Below are 24,253 nucleotides of genomic sequence, written 5' to 3'. Positions count from 1 at the left end.
CAATGGCAATTAAAACATCTGACTTAAATGCAAAGCTATTTGGTAAAGCAAACAAACGTCGCGTAGCAACACCACAAGAAGCGCAAACAGCGGCAAAAGAGCAGGCTCAAGTGATTGAGCTTTCTGTTGCTGGCGAAGATTTGGTTTCATTTGAATTGGTTCGAATTCCTGCGGCTGAAGTGGCTACTCGAACGGTTGTTTTTGAAGAGAACGCTCGTGAGCAATCTTTCTTAAACGAGCACGCGCTTTCTGATGTTCTTACAACATTGAAAGAACGTGGTCAGCAATACCCAGCGGTTGGTCGTAAGAACAAAGACGGTAAGATTGAAGTTCTTGATGGTAGCCGTCGTCGTATGTCATGTATTTTGGCTGACAAAGAGTTCCTAATCTATGTTGCTGAAAACATTAACGGCGAACACGCTAAGTTCCTATCAGACGTAGCTAACGCTCATAAACCGCTTTCTCTTTACGAGAAGGGCAAAGAGATGCAAGCGAAGCTGGATAAAGGCGAAGCTGAAGATCAGAAAGCACTGGCTAAAATGTTCCAGTGCAGTGAAGCTTTAGTGAGTGGTGCATTGAAAGCAGCTGCTCTACCACTTGAATTGCTACAAGCTTACCCAAATGTGAGCGACCTTGGTCGTCCAACTATTGTTAAACTGCACAAGCAGTTTGGTGGATTGACGAGTGAACAGCAGCAAACACTGCTGACTAAGTGTGATGCTTCTGAAGGTTTCGTATGGCAGCGTAGCGAAGCTCAAGGCGTAACTCGTCTAACCAAAGACGTGACCGAAACATTGGAAGGTTGGATTCTTGAATTGGCGCCAGCGCCAGCGAAGAAAGCTTCTCCAAAAGTTGAGCTTATTAAGGGCCGCGTATCATACAGCCGCAAGGGTTCAAACTTGGCGTTGAACCTTAAGAAAGTTGATGACGCAACAATGGAAGAAATCCTCGCCTTCGTACAATCGAAGCTCGACTAAGTCGACGACTTTTCATTACTCCTCTAAAGCCGCTTTATGCGGCTTTTTATTTGGCTGTGATAAACTGTGTTTAGATGAATCTGGACGCTAACTATGACAAACCCAACCAACACTTTTCTACATACACTTTCTAATATTGCTCAGCATAACGATCACCGTTACGGCGTGGTCTTTGATGGCGATTTTTATTGGCAAAACTCTGCTGTTTTTACCTTCCTTCAAGATTCAAACACTCCGAGCATCTTCCAGGTTGGCGGTACGCCATTTGAAGGTGTGATTCATGCTCCAGTAAAAAAAGGCCAACAACTGCTTGGTCGTGAGTGCCAAGTTCTTGTTTGTGATTTTAGAGAGCAGTTCGATGCGAATGGTTTTAGTGCCGCGTTGGGTTCGTTAGTTGGTGGTGGGTTGTTGTTGGTGTTGCCGCCAAAAGTTAATGCCTCTGAAGATAGTGAAAGCTTTGGCCAATGTTGGTTAAAACGTCATTTCGATAAACTGATTTCTGTTTCACAACACAATGAAGCCGGCGATGTAGTTCAAGCAACTCACGCTCTTCCTCAGATGCAAAGCGCCCAAAACGGATTGGATAAATTTGAACAGCAAAACACGGCTGTTGAATTAGTCAAAAAAGTGGTGTCTGGACATCGTAAACGTCCTTTGATTCTCACTGCGGATAGAGGGCGTGGTAAAAGCTCGACATTGGGTATTGCCGCAGCGCAGCTGTTAGTTGAGCGTCACGGTTTTAATATTATTGTTACTGCACCTTCAGTGAAAGCGGTAGAGCCGGTATTTTCTCATGCTGGCCAAGGGTTGGAATCTTGCGAAGTGGTCAACGCTACTCACATTCGCCATCAAGGGGGAAGTTTGAGATTCGTCGCGCCAGATGAATTACTTAAATCCAAGCCCGATTGTGACCTTCTATTTGTTGACGAAGCGGCTACAATTCCAATTCCGATGCTTAAATCCATGGTCGACATCTATCACCGTATGGTTTTTTCGACCACGGTACACGGTTACGAAGGCAGTGGACGAGGGTTCGGTATTAAGTTTGAGTCTTGGCTTTCTGAGCATCGTCCGGGGTGGAAAGGCTTTAAGCTCGAACAACCGATTCGTTGGAATAGCAACGATCCGCTAGAAGCTTGGTTGTTTGATTGCTTCCTACTTGGTAATGACGCATCAGTCACTGAATCGGCGGTTGATGAAATCGAAGGCTTTTCTGCTGACGCAATCAACCAATTAAACTTGGGCGAGTTATCAAAATCAGAATGCTTGGCTAATCCTGAGCAGCTACAACAATGTTTTTCTCTTCTCGTGGATGCGCACTATCAGACCTCGCCAAATGACTTAATGCAATTTCTCAACAATCCAGCAATCCGTTTATACGCCGCTTGGCAGCAAGATAATTGTTTAGGTTGTATGTTAGTGACGGAAGAGGGTGGTTTGGACAGCGAGTTGATTACTCAAATTCAACTTGGAAAACGCAGGCCTCAAGGTCACCTTGCTCCAGTATTACTGGCAAACCAACTTGGCTGTACTCAGGCGGCGACCAGTCGTTGCCTTCGAGTTATGCGCATTGCTGTTTCAGCACGTCATCAAGGTTTGGGTATTGGCCGTTGGATGTTGGCTCAGTTATCACAGCAAACCAGCCAAGCAGATTATCTGGCGACAAGCTTTGGCGCGACCAGCGAATTGATTTCTTTTTGGCGGCGTAGTGAATTTGAAGCTGTGCACATCGGCCACCAGCGAGATCAGGCAAGTGGCTGTCACTCGGTTCTGATGGTTAAGGCGCTTAACTCAAACTCTCAAGGCTGGATAAACCAAGTTCAAAATCATTTCGAGCGTAGCTACTGTTTTCTTGTTTCAGGTTCTTTGGTTTCACTTGAAACCGATATGGTACGAGCGCTGCTGCCAAAGAGTGTCCAAACCGTTAGCGAGTTTGAAACTCAGTTAGTTAGAAATTACGTGAACGGTGGCAACAGTTATGATGCGATCAGCTTCAGCGTACTGAACTTGATTCTACTCAGTAACGATCGAAACATAGGTATTTCTGACTTACTCATCGCAAAGGTTGTTCAGCAGAAAGAGTGGGGGACTTGTGTTGAACAGTTTAATCTTGTTGGTCGTAAACAAGCAGAGATTCAGTTTCGTAAAGATGTCGATGTTTTGCTAGCAAATTTACAGTGTAAATAGGCTAGCCATCATTTAAATAGACTGACCGCTACAAATTAGATTTACAGTGTAAATTAGAATCTTGGATTTACACTGTAAACTGAAGCTCCATATTCAAATCCGTTTTTACCCTGATTATCTGTTACATCACTTCTGTTTCATCTCTCCACTACAGCCTTTAATCTTCTAAAGCTATTCGCCTTTACTATCTAGCCCTACATCGAATCAACATTCAATCGCACGAAATATTCTGAAAAAATTTTCCTATGTATTTGTAAAGGCGAAGCAGATCATAAAATGTGTAAGTCTTATTTATGAGTCATGTTTGCAGAATCGAAAGTAAGTGATGTGACGCTGATTATTCTAATAATGTGATACTCAGCGCAGAATGAATTATATAGACTGAATAACAACTGAGTCATTAGGGATACTCAATTCGAATGTGGGATAACATCGTTACATTGTCGGAAGACAAGCAACAAGTAATGGCATGTCTGCCAACCGGGATTGTGGTTGACGCAAGCTTTGATAACAAGACGCTGCCACCAACCTTGGAAGCTTTGAATGCATCAAACTATTTTCTTTTCGAAGAAGAGGTGTTGCGTTTCGTTACTCTTGCTAAAGAAGGTAAGGGTGAAGCTTATGAAGGAATCTTGATTGCTGAAGTTCGAAATGCCACTGTTGCGGTCGAACTGTCTGATGATGAGATGTTGGCGAGTCTCGTGGTCACTGGCCCCTACAATGGACACCCACTGCGTGGTAGCGACATCATTCAGTGCTTATCTCTAGCTCAAATAACAAAAGGAATAAATAAGTTAGCGCTCAGAAAAGTTCTGATGATGAGTAGCAAACTTAAGCCCGGGGAAAAGTTTACTCAGCCCGTCGCTAAAGGGACACAACCAGTAAAAGGTAAGGATGCTAAGTTTGCCGCTTTGGTTGAAGATATTACTCGCCAAGTCTTGAAGCCTCGCAGCAAAGACGAAGGCAAGATTGATATGCGAGACTTGGGACAAACCATTACCGTTGGTCAAAATGATCACTTAATGAAACGTACCCCCGCTACCAAAGGTATCGCTGGCTTTACCGTTCAAGGCCGAATTATCCCACCGCTTCCTGGGCAAGACAGTTTAATCAAGCCAGGAAAGGGCACCTACATCTCCCCTGAAGATCCCAATTTACTACTCGCCTCACACCCTGGATTGCCCATCATTAAAGATCGAACCATCGAAGTGGATGACGCCTTATGTGTCAGCAACGTCGATGTCTCAACTGGGCATGTTAAATTTAAAGGTAATGTCTTTGTCTCTGGCAACATCGAGCCGGGGATGATCGTCAAGGCGACCGGAAGTGTTACGGTTGGTGGCTTTATCGAATCGGCCGAAGTGCAAGCTCAGGGGGATATCAAAGTCGCGAAAGGCATTATCGGCCACACGACCAAAGAGGGTGAGCCAAAAAGTTGTAAGGTATTCAGTAAAGGCTCTATCACAGCAAGCTACGCACAGAATGCCGAGCTACAAACGGCCAATGACCTTCGACTTGGTGTGCACAGTATGAGTAACGACATTCGCTGTGGTAACAACCTTATCGTGATGGACAGCTTGAAAAAACACGGCACGCTAAGCGGTGGTGAAGCCAAAGTTGGCGGAAAAGTAGAATGTGTCTTCTTAGGTGTTGAGGGAGACACCGCAACTAAGGTACATGGTTTTGCGCGCTACGATGGTTACCGCCAAAAGATAGCCGAGTTGAAGGAAACTTATAAACACACTCAAGAGCAAACCATGGGTGTGATTCGCCAAGAGTTAGAATTTAAGAAGCGCCCTAAAACCGAGAGAAGCGAAGAGCAAGCCCTAGAAATTGAGCAGCAACGTGAGAAGAATAATCTCGCAATTGAAAACACAAAGTCGCAGCTAGATACACTCGAAGCGGAGTTTGCAACCAACCTTGCTGAATGCACTGTAGAGGTACACGAAAAAGTGTATACCCGAGTGACGATTCAATTTGGTGATGAGACAGTCACAACCAAGCGAACCCACGGCGGAAGTGTTTTCTCATTCAACCAATACGAGATCCAATGTTCATTCAAGATGGAGCAAGAGGATATTGCTTTGTAGACTTTTGTGCTGAACACAAAGTTACGTATGGTTAAGGTGCCGATACTGACAAATAAAAAAGGGGAGCTGATGCTCCCCTTTTGGTTTCTACTGATAATGATTTATTTAGGTAGCTTGAGCACTCTAGCTTACTGCTCTCACTCGACCTTGTTTAAGGTCTGAAAGAACCTGTGCTTTTGGACCATCTGCAATGATGCAGCCTTTCTCCATTACGATCACTCGATCGACAATGTCCAACATCGACGTTTTGTGTGTAATCAGAATTAACGTCTCGCTTGGTAGCAATTGGTTAAGTTGGTGTTTGATGTGCATCTCTGAACGGTTATCCATAGCACTGGTCGGCTCATCCATCAACAACACTGGCGGACGGCCAAGGAAGGCTCTAGCAATGGCAATTGACTGACGTTGACCACCAGACAGCAAGGCACCACCTTCACCCACTTGGCGTTCCAAACCTGCCGGATCTTGTTGAGTAAACGCGGTTACCCCTGCACGGTTTGCTGCATCCATCACGTCACGGTCATCTACTAAAGGGCGACCTAAAGTAATGTTGTCTCTTACCGAACCGTAGAACAAGTTACTGTCTTGCGGCACACAGCCTATATTGCGTCGTACGTCGACATGATGCAGTTGTTCCATATCGGTGTCATCAATGCGTACATGGCCCTCTGTGGGCTTGTAGAGGCCCATAATCAGACGTTCTAGTGTGGTTTTACCTGAACCGATACGTCCAATGATCGCCACTTTCTCACCGGGTTTAATATGCAGAGTTAAATCTCTGATAGAAGCCACGGGCGAATCAGGGTAGTGGAACGTCACTTTGTCGAGCGAGATATGACCTTGAATAATAGGGCGGTGGATGTAGCGCTTACCTTCTTCTTGTTCATCTGGCATCGACATGACTTGCTCAATCAGAGTCATTGATGACTTCGCTTGGTTGTAACGAGTCGAAAGCAAAGACAGTTGAACAAGCGGGCCAATCGCTCGGCCGCTCAACATGGTTGCAGCGATCAAGCCACCCATCGTAAGTTCACCTTCTGCAATTAGATACACGCCAAAGATGATCATACCAACGTTAGTACTTTGCTGAACAAAGCCGGCGGTGTTTTGGATGCTGTCAGTGATGCGTCGACTTTTGATATTCCAATTCGCCATGTGAGCAACGGCTTCTTCCCAACGGAATTGGAATTGGCTTTGCGCACTGAACAGCTTAACCGTCTCTAACCCTGCCAAACTCTCGATTAAGTTCGCGTACTTCTGCGAAGCAAGACGAGAGCCTTCCTCAATGGTACGGCGCAGTGGACCTTGGATTAGCAATGCATAGACGATCAAAATGACCACGCCAGCAACGGGAACAAACACAAGGTTTCCAGCCATTAACCAAATTAGCGCTAAGAACATCAGTGCGAAGGGGAGGTCGATTAACGAGCCAATGGTTGCAGAGGTAAAGAATTCACGAATGGATTCGAACTCTTGCAAGTTTTTAGCGAAAGCACCGACAGAAGCAGGCTTCGCTTCCATACGAATCCCCAGTACTTTACTGAACAGTTTGGAGGAAATGAGAATATCGGATTTCTTACCGGCAACGTCAATGAAGTAGCTGCGCATCAATTTGAGCAGCAAATCGAATAGGAACACGACAAAGATACCACTTGCCAGCACCCACAAAGTTTCAAAGGCGAGGTTGGGAACTACCTTGTCGTACACCAAGCGTGTAAACATCGGCGCGGCAATCGCGAAGATGTTGATAAGAATGGAGGCAATCAACACATCTCGGTAGATGTTTTTAGATTCCCAAATCGTGCTCCAAAACCAATGCCCTTTACGTGTTTTTAGAACTTCTGGTGAACGTTCATCATAACGGAACTGTTTCTTTACCAAGAAGTAGCGGCCGATGAATTGTTCTTTCAGCTCTTCGACAGGAATGATGATTGGCACCATTCCGCTTTCCGCAGTAATGATTTCCGCTTCTTGCTTCTCTAAATCGATACTGTTGAGAACGCACGCCTCACCTTGTTTAAGTAGTAAGACCGCAGGCAGTATCAGGTGAGGAATCTTTTCTAAGTCGGAACGGTTTTCTTTTGCCACTAATCCTGCTCGTTCAGCAGAGCGTGGGAATAGGAAAGGGGTTAGCTTTCCATCGGATAGTGGTAGCCCATTGATCAACGCTTCGGGCGAGTTAGCTAACCCGTAATACCGGCTAACGTAGATCAGTGAGTTCAATAGTGGATCTTGCATGTGAGATAACCCTTACAACTATTTATCAACAATGAAGCCTTGGAACACTTCTACGTAGTTATCAGACAGAATATCTAGCTGAGTCTGAGTTTCTATTCGAGACGCGATGGTGGTGACGCCTAGGTTGTGAGCGGTTCTAGAGATCGACGTTAAGGTAAACTTCTGTTTTTCGTCATCAAGGTTATGTGTGAACAGGTAATCTAGCTTCACATAGCTTGGACGGTATTCGTTGATGTAATCCAGTGATTGGAAGTTACGTCCGTAGTTATCGACACCAAACACCGCTTCAGCGTTGCGAATGGTGTTACACAAAAGTGCCGTGTAGTGCGGAACGTTGATGAAGCAGTTTTCTGGAATCTCAAAGTGCAACAGGTGAGCGATTGAAGCATTCTGTTCAAGCGTCTTACCGATCCAACGGATGAAGCTTGGTTGAGATATACTGCTTGGCGAGAGATTAATAGCGACTGGGCTGGTTACTTCTTTTGCATTGAGCTTTTCAACCATCTTCTCAATAACGTATTGGTCGAGAATGTGGCTCATTTCAAGCTGTTCTAGCGCGTATAGATACTGGTTAGCACCGTAACGCACGCCATCTTTTTCAATCGCAGAGAACACCTCTTGGTGATACGTTTTACCAAAGGCATTGTTTGCAGCCTGCAGACGGAAGGTAATGAGGTCGTTGATGATCGCTTCTTCAACCAACATACGCCATTGTTGTTTGCCCATCACTGCGCCGTGATCGTCTGCGGTTACGTAGCCGTAAGCAAGTTCTCGATTCGCCTTGGCACTTGAGAGTGCGTTATCCACCAGCGACATGATTTCAGTACTGGTTTTACGCTTGTTGCTGTAGGTCACACCAAGAGCAATATGTGGATTCGCAGTGCCTGTTGGGTCTGAACCTAGGCTCTGGATACAGTTTACGATGCTGCTCGCGACAAGTTTCAGTTCGCTCTCATCAATGTTTGGCATGATGAAACCGAACTCGTCACTAGAAATACGAGCGATGGTGATATCTGGAGATGAAATTGAAGCTTGCAGCTGTTCAGCCAGTTGATGAACCAAGGCATCACCTTCTTGATAGCCCTTTTCATCGTACTCTTCACTGATAAACTCCGCTTTAAGTACCGCTAAACCACCTAAGCTCGACTCCTCTAACCATTGAGTTAACTGAGACATGTAGTAAGCACGGTTACCTAGCTGAGATACAGGGTCGATATATGCTCTTTCACGTAACTTCTGAGCTTCTTTCGCTTGGTTTTTAAATGCCAGTTCAACTTGAGTCGACATGTGGTTGATACCATCGACAACCAAGGTGAGATCTTTTGTCTTTGGACGAGCCAGAGGTTCGCCAAACTGATTCTTGGCGATCTGATCCATCTTGGTAATGATCAACGAGAGCGGGCGTAAAGCGCGCTTAAGGATCCAAGAGATAGACACTAAACCGAGCAAGAAGATCGTGCCAAATATGCTCAGTAAGCGGATGAATGCTTGCCAAAGTTGATCGTAGGCAGGGCCTGGGTGACTTACGATCTCGACCTCGGCCAATTGCATCCAGCCACTGGTGATCACGCGGCGGTCATGAACAGGCTCGAACAGGTTTAGGTTGGTAAACCACTCTGGTACGCCAGTTGGCTTTACAGGGTATGAGCGGAGAATGTCTTCACCGCTATCGAGAAAGATCAATCGAACGACTGAGTAAGAACTGCCATCAAACAGGGCGTTGATAACAGACTCCACTGCCACCTTGTCCTTTTCTTCTAGGTAAGGGGCGAGAGCCAGTCCAACAGTATTAATGGTATTACTTACCTCAGAGCGTTGCTGCTCCTCTAAGTATCCACGGGTGGTATTGAATTCGATCATAAAAACTGACGTCATCAGCAGTATGAACACTGCAACCATCCCGACCACAAGCTGTTTATATAAAGTCATTGTACCTACTCATCGTAATTGATAATGGGTTTGTTTAATTTTAGAGAGCGCTCACGTGAACGTAAGTCGTTCCATAAGCTCAATCTTGAAGATTTCCCTGCCAACTTGCCGCTGCCTGCTGCCGACTTGATCAACCAAAGGTTTTTACCGTTAAAACTGTAAATTGGTCTTAGATCTGGGCGTTTGGAACCGCGTTTAATTTCAGGGTTTAAGTTGTCCAAAATTAATGGCTCTGCACTCGGTGTTGAGTAGTAAGCTAACACCATGTGGAACTGGTTTAGTTCCAGTGCTTTTACGTACACTAATCGTAATTTCTTATCTGGGACGCCCAGTTCAAGCAAAGAGAAGTATTTTGCGATTGTGAAGTCTTCACAATCACCGGCGTTGCTGCCTAAAAATTCCAGTGGTGTTGCCCAGTAGTCATTCTTTCCCCACAGTATGTTGTCATCGACAAAGTACATCTGGTTGAAGAACTGGTTCACCGACCTGAGCTTCTCTTTTTCACTTAATCCGTCGTATGACGTCATATTTGAGCGCCATGTTGCCACTCGCTTTCCGGCTCTATCGCCGTAGGTTTTGGTCACTGCATCTATCCACCGTTGGTCGCTCTTGTTGAGCGCCACAGAGGTGAAAGAGGTGAGGACCAGCAGCAATAGCGAAATCCGAGACTTCATAGCCTCTGCTCTTGTCTATTTGCTGTGTATTGAAAGGCGTTATCAAACATCAAACGTCATTACTCTTTTAGTGCATTGTTTTGAGCGCTTAATAGTGGCTTCAACATGTACTCAAGCACGGTTCTTTTACCCGTGATGATATCGACAGAGGCGGTCATACCTGGAATGATTGGCAACTCTTCGTTCTGTCCAAAATTGTGTTTTTCGGTGCGCACGCGCACGATATAGAAGCTATTGCCTTCTTCATCTTGAGTGGTATCGGCACTGATGTGCTCTAACACGCCTTCTAGACCACCGTACTTAGTGAAGTCATAAGCACTGAATTTAACGATGGCAGTCAATTCTGGGCGTAGGAACGCGATATCTTGCGGGGCGATTTTCGCTTCAACCAATAGAGAGTCTTCTGTTGGTACAATCTCAACGATGTCCATACCCGGTTGGATAACCCCGCCGACAGTATTAATACCCAATGTTTTAACGGTGCCTGTTACAGGAGAAACCACCACGGTACGGTTTACTCTGTCTTCTAGGCCAACGGCAGATTCGGTCATTGCAGAGAGCTTGTCTTGGGCTTGATTGAGTTTTTCTTGTTGTTCGGAGCGGAAGTTCAGTGCGGCGTCAATACGGCTGAGCATGGATTCTTTGATTGCTGAGCGTAAAAGAGGAATTTTTAGCTCGCTCGAAGTCATTTCTCGGCGAGTGTCGTTCACTTGTCTTTGCAGTTTAAGTAATTCAATTCGTGGTACCACCCCTTCATCGGCGAGAGGTTTGGTGATATCCAGTTCTTGGCGAGCAAACTGGTAGCTCTGTTTTAGGTTTCGAACACGCGCTTTAATCTCAACTAGGTCTTGCTGTTTCTGTTCAACTTGTTGATCAAAAACGGAAAGCTGGTTTCTCAGATTATTGAGATCTTGACGGTATTCTGCTTTTTGACGATTAACCAGTTGAGGTTGAAGTTCATAGAATTTAGGTGGGAACGCAAGCTTGCCATAATCGAGAGTGACACTTTTCTTCCATTCTTTTTCAGAGAATTCTTCATTGATGACAACACTGGTCAGGGAAGCGGAAAGCATTAACACGTTGGCGGTCAAGTTCGCGACTTGTTGTTCACGTTCGCGGAAGTCAGAACGGAATCGTGTGTCATCGATTAACAGCAGTTGTTGACCTTTTTGAACGCGTTGGCCTTCTTTAACTAAGATTTCTTTAACCAAGCCACCTTCAAGGTTTTGTACCACTTGGATCTGAGAGGAGGGGATCACTTTGCCTTGGCCAACGGTAACTTTGTCGATCTCTGCCCATGCAGACCACCCAATAGCAGCAATAAAAAACAGAACGATCACCCACAACATAATTCGCGCACTGGTGGGCGTATTGAGGAGTAGTGCCGCTGTTTTATCATCGACATACTCAAGCTCGGTCTCGTTCAATTTGCTGAAATTTTTCTGACTCATAACAGTCCTTGTTCGCTAAATAAAAGTGCAAGCCTATTGAGTGTATTCTTACTTTTGATAAATGTTAAGATTTTGCTCATTTAAATCTTTGAATTTATATATTTTTTAAGACTTATCGGTTCTTGAAATCTGTTTTATCGAGTTGGTGCTTTCTTAGTTTGTCATACAGTGTTTTTCGCGACACCTGCAGCTCTTGTTGTACCTCTTTTAAACGACCTTGATGGCGATGTAGCGCCTCAATCAAGATAATTTGTTCAAAGCTATCGGTGCGTTGGTTCAACGACTGTTGTTGCTCTTCAATGCTCATATCGAGTTCATTTTGCTCATCAGTATCGCTGTCGAGCGACGGCTGCTTAATTTGAGTCAGCACTCTGAGTTCAGCATGTTGGCGAAGCTGACGAATGTTCTCAGTCCAATGCGTTGCAATGAGTCGCTGAATCTCTTTTTCTGTAATGACGGGTGGCGGCAGTTGATAGCGACTGGCTGCACCACGAGCAAAGTGTTTGAACAAAGAGCCAATATCTTCCGTTCTTTGCGCCAAGGGTAGTAAATTAAATCGGCGCAGTTCACCTGTAATTGTAGTAGGAACTACTGTAGTTGCGATAATGATACAAGTTGCATTGGTCTTGCATGAGTTTTCACGAAGTAGAGTAGGTTTTAGGTTCGCTAACCACAGCCATTGATCCTGAGTTAGTGCTTCTGTCTCATGGATATAGAGTGTTCCACCTTGATGCTTCAAGAACAGTTGCAAAATAAACTGATGGAATGTCGCTTCGTCACTGCGTGGCAAATTAAACGCAGCGACAGGGCAAAGCTCCGCGGTTTGATGACTGTGTAAATCATGGGTGTATTGTGCTGTGACCCTTTTCCCCGTCCCTAAATCACCAACAAATAATAGAAGTGGGTTAGTTTTGGTATCTAGGGTGATCAATTCTCGGCGTAATGCCTGCATTGATGGTGATTGACCAATCAGTTTCGGGCCAACCTGATTTTGCATTGCCAACTCTTTACGCAATAGGTTGTTCTCTTCAACCAGTGCGAGCTTATCTGCGGCTTTTTTAACGGCAGTGAGTAGGGCATCGACCACAAATGGCTTTTCCAGAAAATCGTAAGCACCGGCTTTCATCGCTGATACCGCGGTTTGCACGTCACCATGTCCGGTAAGTACGATGACCTGAAAATGAGGATTTTGGCTCAGCAACTTTTGCGTTAATTGAATGCCATCCATTACCGGCATGTGAATATCGGTGATGACAATTCCGGCTTGCGTGGTATCTATTTTCTTTAATGCCTCAATAGCATTGGGAAAGCCGACGATATCGATACCTTCAATGAGCATGGCTTGTTCTACCGAGTCTCGAATGGCGGGTTCATCGTCGACAAAATAGAGTTTAGGCATAGAGTGCAAAAGCCGATTCCTTAGCTGTAGGTGAGATTAGCAGTAATGTGAAATTCGTTTTCCGTTAACAATAACAACGGTGTGTTAGCGCTTATCGTTATATAACGGGATGTTTAGCGAGAATACCATGCCTGAAGGCTCTAACCGGTTCGCGCTGATCGTGCCGTGATACGCTTCAATAATCCGTTTCGATATTGAAAGCCCTAGCCCTAAACCTTCCGGTTTGGTGGTAAAAAACGGGTCGAACAGCTGTTCTAGTTTGTCATCTGGCATGCCAATTCCGTTATCCCAAATGATCAGCTGACAAGAGTTGTGATGAAGTTGCCATTCGATGCCTATCTGTGGGCTAGCCTGTTGGTCAACGCTTTCCAGGTTTTGTTGCTCCTGCAAGATTTTCTGTTCAAGAACTTGTTGTTGCAGCGCTTGAATCGCGTTGTGAATCAGGTTCACTAGTACTTGTTCGAGTTCGGTTGGATGAATCGCAATATTGATGTCATCTGGCACCGTGCTTAGCCTTAGCGTAATGCCTTGCTTGATCATCAGCGCACTGAGAATGCTAGTGGCGTTATTGACCGCTTGATGCAGGTTCGCCACATGATGTTCTTGTTTGGTGACCTTGCGAGTAAAGACTTTGAGTCGCGCGATGATGTCGGTAATGGTGTTGTTGAGGCCAATCATTTTCTCAAGATTGCTTTTCACTAAATCGGTTCGTTCCATTTCCAGTAGCTTTAAGCTGTTTTCACTGTAGGTTCGCAGTGCTGCAAGCGGTTGGTTGATTTCGTGGTTAATGCTGGCTGACAGCTCACCGAGTACCGCTAATTTCGCGGTTTGTGTCAGCTCTTGCTCTGTCTGTTTCAACTTGGATTGCGACTCTTGGTATTGAAAAAGGGTTTGTTGCAGCTGTTGATTGGATTGCTTCAAGTAGTGGGTACGTTTATCTACGGTTTGTTCTAGGTTTTGGTTGAGTCGGGTCAACGCCACTTTCGCGAGATAAGTCTGGCGCCACGACCAAGCGATGAGCATCACCAAGCTGTAAATCACTACGAAGATGACATCGATCTGAAAGATTTTAATAAGTTCAGCTCTGGTCTCTTTTAGGGCGACGACTTGGTACTGGTTGTTGCTGATGGTAGCGGGGTAAAGATTAAAAGCACCAAGCTTGAATAACTGGTTGGCGGTGAGCTCTTTTCGGATTTCATTGGATTGAAGGTTGCTAGATTGATTGGCGTTGCTAGCTTCTGACTGAGATCTTGAAGAACGAAAGGCTTCGATGATCGAAATTTCGCTTTGACCGTATTGGCGTTGAAGTGCGATATCCGTTTGTTGTTGCTGCGTTAATGGCAACAGTGAATGATAAAGCCATGGAGCTTGGCTTGATAGAAAGACCACTTGGTTCGAGTCGAGTACTACGATCTCAAAGTCGTCGCTGGTCAGGATGTTTTCGAGGTTTTCTAAACTCACTTTTACGGTGATAACCCCCACAATGTGATTCTCAACATACAGCGGTGAAGACAGAAAATAACCGCGTACGTTCGAACGAGCGCCTAGCGCGACATATTGTGTGTTGTTACCTTGAATGGCAGAAGCAAAGTAGGGACGAAACGAGAAGTTCTCACCTACAAAGGTACGAGGCTTTTGGTAATTACTGGAAGCGACCACAGTACCGCTCGGGTCATGAATATAGATGGTGTCGGCTTGGCTTTGATTCGACCATTCAAACAGCAATTGATTGAGCTGCGCAGCGGAAATCTTGTTTGCTCGTTGTGATGAGTCAAAATAAGAGAGCAAGCGCGGGTCATGACTGAGCAAATCCGGGATTTGTTTGAATTTATCCAGTTCAGAATCGATTTGTAGATTGGCTTTATTCGCCGCTTCATCGAGTTGCTGAGTGACGATTTTTTCTTGGAATTGTACTGCCATAAAGTGGGTTGCGGTCAGCCCTGCAGCTCCCAATAACAATGAGAATAAAACAAAGGGCGTCATTAGGTTAGGCAGTATTTTGGTCACTCGCATCTCAGCTTGTCATCGGTTTGTATAAAGATTATCAATATGATGGAGAGAGTACCGAGATCTTGTTAACACAGAGCACCTTCTGTGAGACAAAACCATGGCTTAGACTTGTGTTTCAAAGGATTACGGCGCAAAATCACAAAAAAATTAAAAGGAGCAACCAAATGGAACTGACAGATATTCGTCGCGAATACGCTAAGGGTGGATTGAGACGTAAAGACTTGGCCGCAGACCCGATTGAGCAATTCAACCTATGGCTAGAGCAAGCCATTGAAGCGAAGTTGACGGACCCTACTGCCATGACAGTTGCTACGGTTGATGAAAATGGTCAGCCATTCCAACGCATTGTTCTGCTGAAGAATGTGGATAAAGACGGTTTCGTTTTTTACACCAACCTAGGTAGCCGTAAAGCGCACCAGCTTGAGCACAACAGCAAAATCAGTTTGCACTTTCCTTGGCATCCACTTGAGCGACAAGTTCATATTACGGGCACGGCTGAAAAGCTGACGGCTATGGAAAATATGAAGTACTTCTCGTCACGTCCAAAAGAGAGCCAATTGGCCGCGATTGCAAGTAAGCAGAGTAGCCGCATCTCAGCGCGTGGGATTTTAGAAGGTAAGTATCTAGAGCTTAAACAGAAGTTTGCCAAAGGCGAGATTCCCGTGCCTTCTTTCTGGGGTGGCTTCCGAGTTCGTGTTGATAGCATTGAGTTCTGGCAGGGTGGTGAACACCGCTTGCACGACCGTTTCTTGTTCTCTCGCCAAGACAACAGTTGGGATATTGATCGTCTAGCGCCTTAGGCTGCTTGATCGCTTAGCTGCTTAACAGATCCAAAAGTGCCGTTGATTAGACTGATCAAATCAACGGCATTTTTTTGTCTGGATTTTCAGCTGAACAGTCAATCAGTCACTGTGCAGAACAACGGAGATCTGTTTTTTGAGCAGAGTTTCTGGGATCACTGAGCCCAATCCTGAATCCAACGCATACTCAATCAATTGGCTTTTACTGCGTGCATCAAACTTCTGTTTCAATCTAGCGACATGACCTTCGACCGTTTTGATTGAAATGTTTAACGTCGACGCGATGTACTGTGGTTTCTTGCCGAAAAGCAGTAAGAACAGCACCTCTGATTCTCTCGAAGTCAGCCGCTTTTGCAGTTTAGACACACGCGGCTCTGACCCCGCAAGCGATGCCTGATTGCCTTTTGTTCCTGTGGCCTGACAAACCCAATGACCAACCTCTAAGATCGCGGTATCGGTAAGCTCTTGGCCATAGAAGATGGTGCCTTGGACGTTGTCGTCATCATCAAGCCAAGGGGTTTTGGTAAAGATATGGGCGTGCCAGCGTCCGTCTGGATAGGGGTGAATATCGAGAATCTTAAGGGTACTGCGTGTATCCATTACATGTTTGTCTTGAGCCCTGAAATCTTGTGCGCACTCAGTGGTTTGACTGGGCATCTCGAAGTCGGTCAAGCCAGTACAAGTCTCATTGGGTTTTAAGCCAATCAATTGGTTGTAAGCAAGGTTGGCATACACGAAGACCGAGTCAGTATCTTTGCAGCCCCAGCAGCCTGGAAGTTGTTCGAATAAAGAACGATGTATGGAGTTGAGTGGATCTGGCAAGGTTTTATCTCGTGTGTTGCGATGTTGCAATAATATCAGTTTCTTATAGCGCTGCAATGGCAATTAGAGTACGAAAAATAAGGGGGGACTGACAGTTAAACGGACTGCTGACTAACTGTGTCAATCACGGAGAATCGATGGGCATAAAGGGTGATAATCAGGCAAAAAAAAACCAGCCTGAAGAGGGGCTGGCTAAAGACAAGATATGCCTTGTCGACATGTAGAAGATTTTCAGTCTAATTTACGAGGGTCAGGTAAATTAAACTGAGGCATCAATTTGATACCCAGAGTGACTTACTACTCTATCGACGAATCTACTCCTAGGAGTGCTTATGCATAAGGGGGGAATTCCCCTATAAATGCTGCTCAATGTGATAATTGAGAACCTAGAGTAAATATTTGGGATTTTGAGCCTGTGACAGGGAGCCTAGAGCTCTCGTACTACTCGGAATCCTAGATAGTTTGCTGCCGTTGAAGGCGGTACGTACAGTTCGTTAAACACCTTTGCCTCTTCAGGAGAGAAGCTCCACGCGCCACCCTTCGCGAGGCCTTTCTGAACGGTTGTCCATTCCCATACATTACCCACCATGTCGTAGAAGCCTGTAAAATGTTTTTCGTGTTCGTGTGATTGCTTGTGAAGTCCCTAAACTCGCCGGAACGATTGGTTTTACAATGCCCGTAGTTTGTACACTCTTGATCATCTTTCCGGAGGCATGATCAAGATGATCGCGATAATGATCTTTTCATTCTCGCGAGCAAATAACTCTCATGAGCATTTACAAATTCATCTTATGCGCATTTAAGAGTATTATTCTTACTATGTTGACCCGAGTATTTTTCTGTCATGTCTAAACCTTTACCCTTTCCTAACCTAGACCTTTCTCCGCTAGGCCTTACTGGCCCTCGTCCTGCTGAGATCATCACTTTGCCATCGCATATGGATTGCCACGATCACCATTATTCTCAGGTGGTGATTGGTTTAAAAGGTCAGGCGGAATTTGAAGTGAGTGGTAAGGGGAATCTTGTTGGCCCAGGACAAGGTTGTGTGGTGACAGCGAGCTCTGATCATGCTTTCGGCGGAGTGGTTGGTCAGTCGGATATTCTCGTGCTCAACATGCCTATGCCAACCGATGATGACCCTCTGATGCTAGAGAAGATTAACCAGTTAGAATCATCGAACGTCTACTTCCAATTAGATGCGCAAATTCAAAAGCTTATCCATATGTTGGTGCAAGAGATGCAGGCCAGTCCTGATGATCTGTTATTAAGCCGTGCGTGCAATGATACGGTGATTGCATTGATGCAAAGGCACATCTCGGCATTTGAAACCTCAATCAAAGATTCACGCTTTGATCTTGAAGCGTTGGATCGCTACATAGAACAGCATTTAGCAAACAAGATCTCCGTCGCGCAGCTTGCGGGTAGTGTGTTCTTGGGTGAAAGCCAGTTCCATATGTTATTCAAAGAGCAAATGGGCATTACCCCTCACCAGTACGTTCTTGGCAAGCGCATCGACCGTTCTCGTCGTTTAATTGAACAAGGTAATCTAAGCCTTGGTCAGGTCGCTGAACTGGCTGGTTTCTCCGGTCAATCTTCCTTTACTCACACCTTTTCACGCCTTCAAGGCATGTCACCATCCCAATACAAAAAGAAAATTTCTGTTAAATAGTGAAACAAAACGGCATATTATTTTAAAGTTTCATATGTGACCTTGTGTTTGTTTTGTTAATAAAGCGAGTTTTTAGCAAAAAACTCGGAGTTTTTGACAAGTAATCCTTATATACTCTAAATACACTGCAGCCATTGTAGAGATCCCGAACTCTTTTCGGGTGTGAGATTAAGGAAAACGCATGTTTACAGCTACTGATGTGTTAAAGCCAGAATTCAATGAGCAGTCGCTTGCTGATCTTTGGACGCTTATCTCACCATTATATATGGTGGATGAAACCCAATGGCTAGAGCAACTTCTGCCACTAGCTACCCCTTCTGAGTCTGAAAAGCAGCAAATCACAGACAAAACGACTTCTTTGATCGAAGCTATCCGTGCGGATAAGACTTCTATCCAGATGATCGATGCACTGTTGCTTGAATACAGCTTAGATACTCAAGAGGGCATCTTGCTGATGTGTCTGGCGGAAGCCTTGATGCGTATTCCTGATTCAGCAACGGCTGATGCACTGATTCGCGACAAGCTAAGCGTTGCGGATTGGAAGTCTCACCTAAAGAATTCTGATTCGGTTTTTGTTAACGCTTCAACTTGGGGCTTAATGCTAACAGGCAAGGTGGTTGGACTTTCATCGAACGAGCAGAGTGCTGGACAAGCGGTTAACCGTTTAGTGAACAAGCTTTCTGAGCCGGTAATTCGTAAAGCGATGCACCAAGCGATGAAAGTGATGGGTCACCAATTTGTTCTTGGCCGCAGCATTGCTGAAGCGCAAAAGAACGGTAAGTCGATGCGCGACAAAGGCTTTACCTACTCATACGACATGCTAGGTGAAGCAGCACTGACCACAGCTGACGCAAATAAGTACTTTAAAGATTACCTAATGGCGATTGAAGCCGTAGGTCGAGACACTTATGTCTCTTCAAAATCTAGCCCAGCGCCATCTGTGTCTATCAAGCTTTCTGCACTTCATCCTCGTTACGAAGTGGCGAACGAAGACCGCGTACTGACTGAACTTTGCGACACGCTAGAGCAGCTATTGCGCCGTGCAGTAGAGCTCGATGTTGCGATTACGATTGATGCGGAAGAAGCGGATCGCCTAGAGCTTTCTCTTAAATTATTCGAAAAACTGTACCGCACTGACCTTGTAAAAGGTTGGGGTAAATTTGGTCTGGTTATTCAAGCTTACTCAAAGCGTGCACTACCGGTTCTAGTATGGCTAAACCGCTTAGCGAAAGAGCAGGGCGATTTAATCCCGCTTCGCTTGGTAAAAGGCGCTTACTGGGACAGCGAAATCAAATGGTCCCAACAAGCTGGCTTTACTGATTACCCAGTTTACACACGTAAAGAAGCGACAGACGTAGCTTACCTTGCATGTGCGCGTTACCTATTGAGCCCAAGTGTTCGCGGCAATATCTTCCCGCAGTTTGCGAGCCACAACGCTCATACAGTTTCTGCTATTGCAGTAATGACCGATCATAAAGACTTTGAATTCCAACGCTTACACGGCATGGGTGACTCGCTTTACAACCATGCGATGGAAGCTTACCAACAGTCAGTACGTATTTACGCACCGGTTGGCAGCCACAAAGATCTACTGCCATACCTAGTACGTCGCTTGCTAGAAAACGGCGCAAACAGCTCGTTTGTACACCGTCTAGTTGATGCACGTTGCCCTGTGGCAGAGCTGACTCAACACCCAGTCGATATGCTTCTGGCATTCGATACATTGAACAACACTAAGATTCCTCTGCCGCCAGCGGTATTCCCTGAGCGTAAGAACTCATACGGTGTGAACATTGATATCGAAAGCGAAGCGCATCAGTTTGAAGAGCAAGTAAAAGGCTTTTTGAACAATCAATGGACTGCTGGCCCAGTGATCAACGGTGAATCTCTTGCCGAAAGCATGATCAAGGCTGATCAGAACGTTGAGCAAGTGACTGCACCTTATGATCGTCGAATTAATGTGGGTCAGGTGGCTTTCGCTAACCTTGATCATGTTTCCGCAGCGATCACTGGTGCAGACGCTGCATTCGCTGATTGGAACGCAACATCGGTTGAAACCAAAGCGGCAGCGCTTGATAAGTTAGCTGACCTGATGGAAGACAACCTAGCTGAGCTGGTGGCGATTTGTCATCAAGAAGCGGGTAAGACGATTCACGACAGCGTTGATGAAGTGCGTGAAGCTGTCGACTTCTGTCGTTACTACGCAAAACAAGCGGATAACCTACAAGGTTTCGAACTAAAAGGTTTTGATGGCCAAACACGAATTGCTTCTCGACAAGGTCGTGGCGTGTTCGTTTGTATTAGCCCTTGGAACTTCCCTCTAGCGATTTTCCTTGGCCAAATTACAGCAGCTTTAGTTGCGGGTAACACGGTTGTGGCTAAGCCTGCAGAACAAACAAGCTTAATTGCGGCTCGCGCGGTTGAACTGATGAATGAAGCGGGCTTCCCTGCTGGCACGATTCAACTTCTACCTGGTCGTGGTGCAGAGATCGGCAGTGCGCTAACTAGCCACGATGCGATTGCAGGCGTTGCCTTCACGGGGTCAACCCCAACTGCACAACGCATTAACGTGTCACTAGCAAGCCGCAACGCTAAACCAGTACCGTTTATCGCGGAAACCGGTGGTCAGAACGCGATGATCGTCGACAGTACTGCACTGCCTGAACAAGTGGTTCGTGATGTGATTCGTTCTGCCTTTGCTTCAGCAGGTCAACGTTGTTCTGCGCTACGTGTGCTTTACATTCAAGAAGACATTGCAGATCGCGTGATTGGACTAATTCACGGTGCGATGGATGAGCTAAGCGTTGGTATTCCACATCTTCATAAAACGGATGTGGGCCCAGTTATCGACCAAAACGCGAAGCAGAAGTTGATGACGCACCTAGAAAATATGACTAAGACCCAGAAGAAAGTGGCTCAACTTTCTCTAGGAGCGGATTGTGAACATGGTGACTTTGTTCCACCAAGTGCATTTGAAATCGATGACATCAGCTGTTTGAAAGAAGAGCAGTTTGGTCCTGTACTGCATATCGTTCGCTTCAAAGCGAGTGAACTGGCGCAAGTGGTAGACCAAATTAACCAAACCGGTTTTGGCTTAACCATGGGCATCCACAGCCGTAACGAGACAACTTACCGTTGGATCGAAAAACACGTTCGTGTGGGTAACTGCTACATCAACCGTGACCAAGTGGGCGCTGTTGTTGGTGTTCAACCATTCGGCGGTCAAGGTTTGTCGGGTACTGGCCCTAAAGCGGGTGGTCCTCACTACCTATACCGCTTTACTGATGTTCATTTTTCTCAATCACAAGACAAGGCATAAGGAGCAGTATCATGGTTCATCAAGTGACAGGTTTTTCTGATGCTTTGTTAGCGTGGGAACAATGGAATCTTACCGACTTTGATCATAAGAGTGCTCAGGTACTTGCATTCAAATCAGAGATCGAAAGCCAATCTACGTCTTTGGCGGCAGTGGCAACTTATCACCTAGAGCAGGCCTCTGCGCTGCTTTCTGAGCAGCACCTAATGGCTGGCCCGACTGGTGAAACAAACGAGCTGTATGCTGCAGGACGTGGTGTGGCTTTGGTGATTGTTGATGATTGCCAAGACAAAGAGCCAGCACTGCAAACAGCAACCGCGATGATTACCGCAGCACTATTAGCGGGTAACAGCGTGCAATTGTGCAGTGATGACGTGCAATTCAACACCTTGATCGCTGATGCAGCGAAACAAGCGAATTTACCGACGAACTTGGTGCAGGTTGCTTCGTACGACGCGGCTCAACAGCTGCTGTCTTGCGATGTACGTAGCGCAGGTTACGTAGGTAACTCACAAACGGCTCAAGCTATCAATTTACAACTTGCTAAGCGTGACGGTGCCATCGTCAGTTTAGTAGCTGAAACGGATCTGACAGCAATGCATGTTGCTCACGATCCACACTTATCGCTGCGTTTCATTACCGAGCGTACGCGAACTATAAATATAACAGCCGTGGGCGGTAACGCGACCTTGCTCGAACTTGGAAGCGAAGCTCACTAACCTTCAGTAACATTGGCTCTAAGCACTTTTGTTTTCTCCATTGTTGGTTTCACCATCTTTGGATTTAACTCATAGTGCCTTGGAGCCTCAATACCTAACTCAATGCACTCGCTTGCCTTTACGGTGAGTGTCTTGCATTGCATTAGGCATGGAAGGCTTTTTACAAATGAGGACTATCAAATGATAGAAAACAGTTTTGCAATAACGACGACGTTCATTGCGTATCTAATTATGATGCTGGCAATCGGTGTTATTGCTTACAAACGTACTTCTAGCTCGACAGACTACTTCCTAGGTGGTCGTTCGCTAGGCCCATGGCCTGCTGCACTTTCTGCTGGTGCATCAGACATGAGTGGTTGGCTACTACTTGGTCTACCGGGTTACGCTTATGCTGCTGGTTTTGAAGCATTCTGGCTTGCTGGTGGCCTGCTAGTTGGTACTTGGGCGAACTGGTTAATCAGTGCTAAGCGTCTGCGTACTTACAGCATTACAACAGAGTCACTGACGCTACCTGAGTTCCTATCTCGTCGTTTCAATGATAATTCTAAGCTGATCCAAACAATTTCTGCTTTCTTTATCCTTTTATTCTTCCTTTTCTACACAAGTTCTGGCTTGGTAGCAGGTGGTAAATTGTTTGAAACAGTATTCGGCCTAGATTACACAACAGCGGTAATCATCGGTACAGTATGTGTGGTTTCTTACACGCTATTTGGTGGTTTCCTTGCGGTATCTTGGACGGATTTGGTTCAAGGTCTGCTGATGTCTGCTGCGCTATTGATTGTACCAATCGCAGCGATGAACGGTGGTCTTGGTCAGCTATCGACTGATCTTCACAACATCAACCCAGAGCTTCTCACGCTATGGAATGATGTGAAAGGTGAGCCACTTTCTGCTATCGCGATCATCTCGCTAGCGGCATGGGGTCTAGGTTACTTCGGTCAGCCACACATCCTTGCTCGTTTCAAAGCAACACGTAGCAACAAAGACCTAACAACAGCGCGTCGTATCGCGGTGGTATGGTCTGCTCTGTCTATGGTTGGTGCAATGCTAGTAGGTCTTGTTGGTCTAATCTACGTGACTAACTCCGGCGCGCCTAAACTAGACGATGGCGAGAAGATCTTCATGCTTCTTGTTAACGCAATGTTCCACCCAGTCATCGCCGGTATCCTACTTGCTGCAATCCTAGCGGCAATCATGAGTACTGCTGATTCACAGCTTCTTGTTTCTTCATCTGCAATGGCAGAAGACTTGTACAAGCAAATTCTGAAGAAAGACGCAACGTCTGAAGAGATCGTTCGTGTAGGCCGCTTCGCGGTAATCCTAATCTCTCTAATTGCACTTGTGCTAGCGATGACGCCAGACAGTTCAGTTCTTGGCCTTGTATCTTATGCATGGGCTGGTTTCGGTGCTGCATTTGGTCCAGCTATCGTGTTGAGCCTATACTGGTCTCGTATGAACCGTAACGGCGCTCTAGCGGGTATCGTTGTTGGTGGTGTTACGATTGTACTTTGGAAACAGTTCACGGGCGGTTGGTTCGATGTTTACGAAATCGTACCGGGAATCATCCTATCAACTATCTCTATCGTTATCGTGAGCCTAATCACTGGCGAGCCAGAAGACGAAGTTAAGAAGCAACACGCTGAGTTCGAGAAGAACCTTGTTGAGCTAGACTAATTTACATTGTAAAAATACCAATGAATTAGCAAAAGACATGAACAATAGAGTCACTTCGGTGGCTCTATTTTTTTATGTGAGTACGACCTTTGTCTTATTTCAAATTAAGTTTATTCGAGGTTTTCTGATATTGAAATGGGGGTTTACAATGTAAATCGAAAGCGAAGGATCTTGAGCGAGAAATGAAAGGTCTGTCTTGTTGGTGGCGTTTGATGTCAAAAAATAAAATAGAAAAATGGCTATTTTTTGAACTTGGCGCTCACTTTTGTCATTAGCTCGGTGAATTGTGGAACCGAAT

At 45.6% G+C, this 24,253-nt stretch carries 15 protein-coding genes and 1 pseudogene; 8 read left to right on the top strand and 8 right to left on the bottom strand.

Going from position 1 to position 24,253, the window contains the following annotated elements; translation table 11 throughout:
• The first annotated feature begins 2 nt into the window (after positions 1 to 2).
• From AB4323_RS03730 to AB4323_RS03720, 3 genes are all read left to right on the top strand, one after another.
• Complete coding sequence (locus tag AB4323_RS03730; RefSeq protein WP_017061212.1) at positions 3 to 977, top strand: ParB/RepB/Spo0J family partition protein; 975 nt, start codon at positions 3 to 5, stop codon at positions 975 to 977.
• A 93-nt stretch (positions 978 to 1,070) separates the two neighbouring features.
• The gene (locus AB4323_RS03725) at positions 1,071 to 3,164 is read left to right on the top strand and encodes a GNAT family N-acetyltransferase (RefSeq protein WP_372151653.1); all 2,094 of its coding nucleotides are present in this window, start codon (positions 1,071 to 1,073) and stop codon (positions 3,162 to 3,164) included.
• 419 nt (positions 3,165 to 3,583) lie between these two features.
• The gene (locus tag AB4323_RS03720; RefSeq protein WP_372151651.1) at positions 3,584 to 5,254 is read left to right on the top strand and encodes a DUF342 domain-containing protein; all 1,671 of its coding nucleotides are present in this window, start codon (positions 3,584 to 3,586) and stop codon (positions 5,252 to 5,254) included.
• 123 nt (positions 5,255 to 5,377) lie between these two features.
• On the opposite strand, the gene AB4323_RS03715 is transcribed toward AB4323_RS03720, so the two are convergent.
• The 6 genes from AB4323_RS03715 to AB4323_RS03690 all read right to left on the bottom strand — a co-directional run bounded on the left by AB4323_RS03715 (position 5,378) and on the right by AB4323_RS03690 (position 14,952).
• Entirely contained in the window at positions 5,378 to 7,492 is a 2,115-nt protein-coding gene (locus AB4323_RS03715; RefSeq protein ID WP_372123608.1) for a type I secretion system permease/ATPase, read from the bottom strand.
• A gap of 18 nt (positions 7,493 to 7,510) precedes the next feature.
• Positions 7,511 to 9,421, bottom strand: coding sequence for a LapD/MoxY N-terminal periplasmic domain-containing protein (locus AB4323_RS03710; RefSeq protein WP_017061208.1), 1,911 nt, complete (start codon positions 9,419 to 9,421; stop codon positions 7,511 to 7,513).
• 5 nt (positions 9,422 to 9,426) lie between these two features.
• Entirely contained in the window at positions 9,427 to 10,095 is a 669-nt protein-coding gene (locus AB4323_RS03705; RefSeq protein WP_019823329.1) for a transglutaminase-like cysteine peptidase, read from the bottom strand.
• Between the two features lie 59 nt (positions 10,096 to 10,154).
• Positions 10,155 to 11,546 (bottom strand): HlyD family type I secretion periplasmic adaptor subunit, encoded by a 1,392-nt coding sequence (locus tag AB4323_RS03700; protein ID WP_017061206.1) that lies wholly within the window; start codon positions 11,544 to 11,546, stop codon positions 10,155 to 10,157.
• 112 nt (positions 11,547 to 11,658) lie between these two features.
• Positions 11,659 to 12,945 (bottom strand): sigma-54 dependent transcriptional regulator, encoded by a 1,287-nt coding sequence (locus AB4323_RS03695; protein WP_017066341.1) that lies wholly within the window; start codon positions 12,943 to 12,945, stop codon positions 11,659 to 11,661.
• Positions 12,946 to 13,029: 84 nt separating this feature from the next.
• Entirely contained in the window at positions 13,030 to 14,952 is a 1,923-nt protein-coding gene (locus AB4323_RS03690; RefSeq protein WP_372110384.1) for an ATP-binding protein, read from the bottom strand.
• Between the two features lie 167 nt (positions 14,953 to 15,119).
• Between AB4323_RS03690 and pdxH the strand changes: the two genes are divergently transcribed.
• Positions 15,120 to 15,755, top strand: coding sequence for a pyridoxamine 5'-phosphate oxidase (pdxH, locus tag AB4323_RS03685; RefSeq protein WP_017061203.1), 636 nt, complete (start codon positions 15,120 to 15,122; stop codon positions 15,753 to 15,755).
• Between the two features lie 102 nt (positions 15,756 to 15,857).
• Here the strand turns inward: pdxH and AB4323_RS03680 are convergent, their stop codons facing one another.
• Entirely contained in the window at positions 15,858 to 16,640 is a 783-nt protein-coding gene (locus AB4323_RS03680) for a PAS domain-containing protein (RefSeq protein WP_372151650.1), read from the bottom strand.
• Between the two features lie 364 nt (positions 16,641 to 17,004).
• A pseudogene (locus tag AB4323_RS03675) lies at positions 17,005 to 17,181 on the bottom strand (SUMF1/EgtB/PvdO family nonheme iron enzyme); the annotation flags it as partial.
• 240 nt (positions 17,182 to 17,421) lie between these two features.
• Between AB4323_RS03675 and AB4323_RS03670 the strand changes: the two are divergent.
• From AB4323_RS03670 to putP, 4 genes are all read left to right on the top strand, one after another.
• Positions 17,422 to 18,246 carry an AraC family transcriptional regulator gene (locus AB4323_RS03670; protein ID WP_017065150.1) on the top strand — a complete coding sequence of 275 codons (825 nt, stop codon included), beginning with the start codon at positions 17,422 to 17,424 and terminating at the stop codon, positions 18,244 to 18,246.
• Between the two features lie 181 nt (positions 18,247 to 18,427).
• Positions 18,428 to 21,565 (top strand): bifunctional proline dehydrogenase/L-glutamate gamma-semialdehyde dehydrogenase PutA, encoded by a 3,138-nt coding sequence (putA, locus tag AB4323_RS03665; RefSeq protein ID WP_372151648.1) that lies wholly within the window; start codon positions 18,428 to 18,430, stop codon positions 21,563 to 21,565.
• Between the two features lie 11 nt (positions 21,566 to 21,576).
• A complete protein-coding gene (locus tag AB4323_RS03660; protein ID WP_017065152.1) occupies positions 21,577 to 22,281 on the top strand; it encodes a 1-pyrroline-5-carboxylate dehydrogenase in 705 nt (234 codons plus the stop codon).
• Positions 22,282 to 22,464: 183 nt separating this feature from the next.
• A complete protein-coding gene (putP, locus tag AB4323_RS03655) occupies positions 22,465 to 23,955 on the top strand; it encodes a sodium/proline symporter PutP (RefSeq protein ID WP_065584497.1) in 1,491 nt (496 codons plus the stop codon).
• Positions 23,956 to 24,253 lie beyond the last annotated feature (298 nt).

The sequence above is a fragment of the Vibrio sp. 10N.261.52.C11 genome, from assembly GCF_041471405.1.
GTDB classification, from domain to species: domain Bacteria; phylum Pseudomonadota; class Gammaproteobacteria; order Enterobacterales; family Vibrionaceae; genus Vibrio; species Vibrio crassostreae_C.
Note: the sequence above shows the minus strand (reverse complement) of the source record. Positions and strands in the feature narration are given on the sequence as shown.

Excerpts from the sequence above, each read along its gene's own strand:
- AB4323_RS03730 (WP_017061212.1), top strand. The coding sequence starts at position 3 with ATGGCAATTAAAACATCTGACTTAAATGCAAAGCTATTTGGTAAAGCA.
- AB4323_RS03725 (WP_372151653.1), top strand. The coding sequence starts at position 1,071 with ATGACAAACCCAACCAACACTTTTCTACATACACTTTCTAATATTGCT.
- AB4323_RS03720 (WP_372151651.1), top strand. The coding sequence starts at position 3,584 with ATGTGGGATAACATCGTTACATTGTCGGAAGACAAGCAACAAGTAATG.
- AB4323_RS03715 (WP_372123608.1), bottom strand. The coding sequence starts at position 7,492 with ATGCAAGATCCACTATTGAACTCACTGATCTACGTTAGCCGGTATTAC.
- AB4323_RS03710 (WP_017061208.1), bottom strand. The coding sequence starts at position 9,421 with ATGACTTTATATAAACAGCTTGTGGTCGGGATGGTTGCAGTGTTCATA.
- AB4323_RS03705 (WP_019823329.1), bottom strand. The coding sequence starts at position 10,095 with ATGAAGTCTCGGATTTCGCTATTGCTGCTGGTCCTCACCTCTTTCACC.
- AB4323_RS03700 (WP_017061206.1), bottom strand. The coding sequence starts at position 11,546 with ATGAGTCAGAAAAATTTCAGCAAATTGAACGAGACCGAGCTTGAGTAT.
- AB4323_RS03695 (WP_017066341.1), bottom strand. The coding sequence starts at position 12,945 with ATGCCTAAACTCTATTTTGTCGACGATGAACCCGCCATTCGAGACTCG.
- pdxH (WP_017061203.1), top strand. The coding sequence starts at position 15,120 with ATGGAACTGACAGATATTCGTCGCGAATACGCTAAGGGTGGATTGAGA.
- AB4323_RS03670 (WP_017065150.1), top strand. The coding sequence starts at position 17,422 with ATGTCTAAACCTTTACCCTTTCCTAACCTAGACCTTTCTCCGCTAGGC.
- putA (WP_372151648.1), top strand. The coding sequence starts at position 18,428 with ATGTTTACAGCTACTGATGTGTTAAAGCCAGAATTCAATGAGCAGTCG.
- AB4323_RS03660 (WP_017065152.1), top strand. The coding sequence starts at position 21,577 with ATGGTTCATCAAGTGACAGGTTTTTCTGATGCTTTGTTAGCGTGGGAA.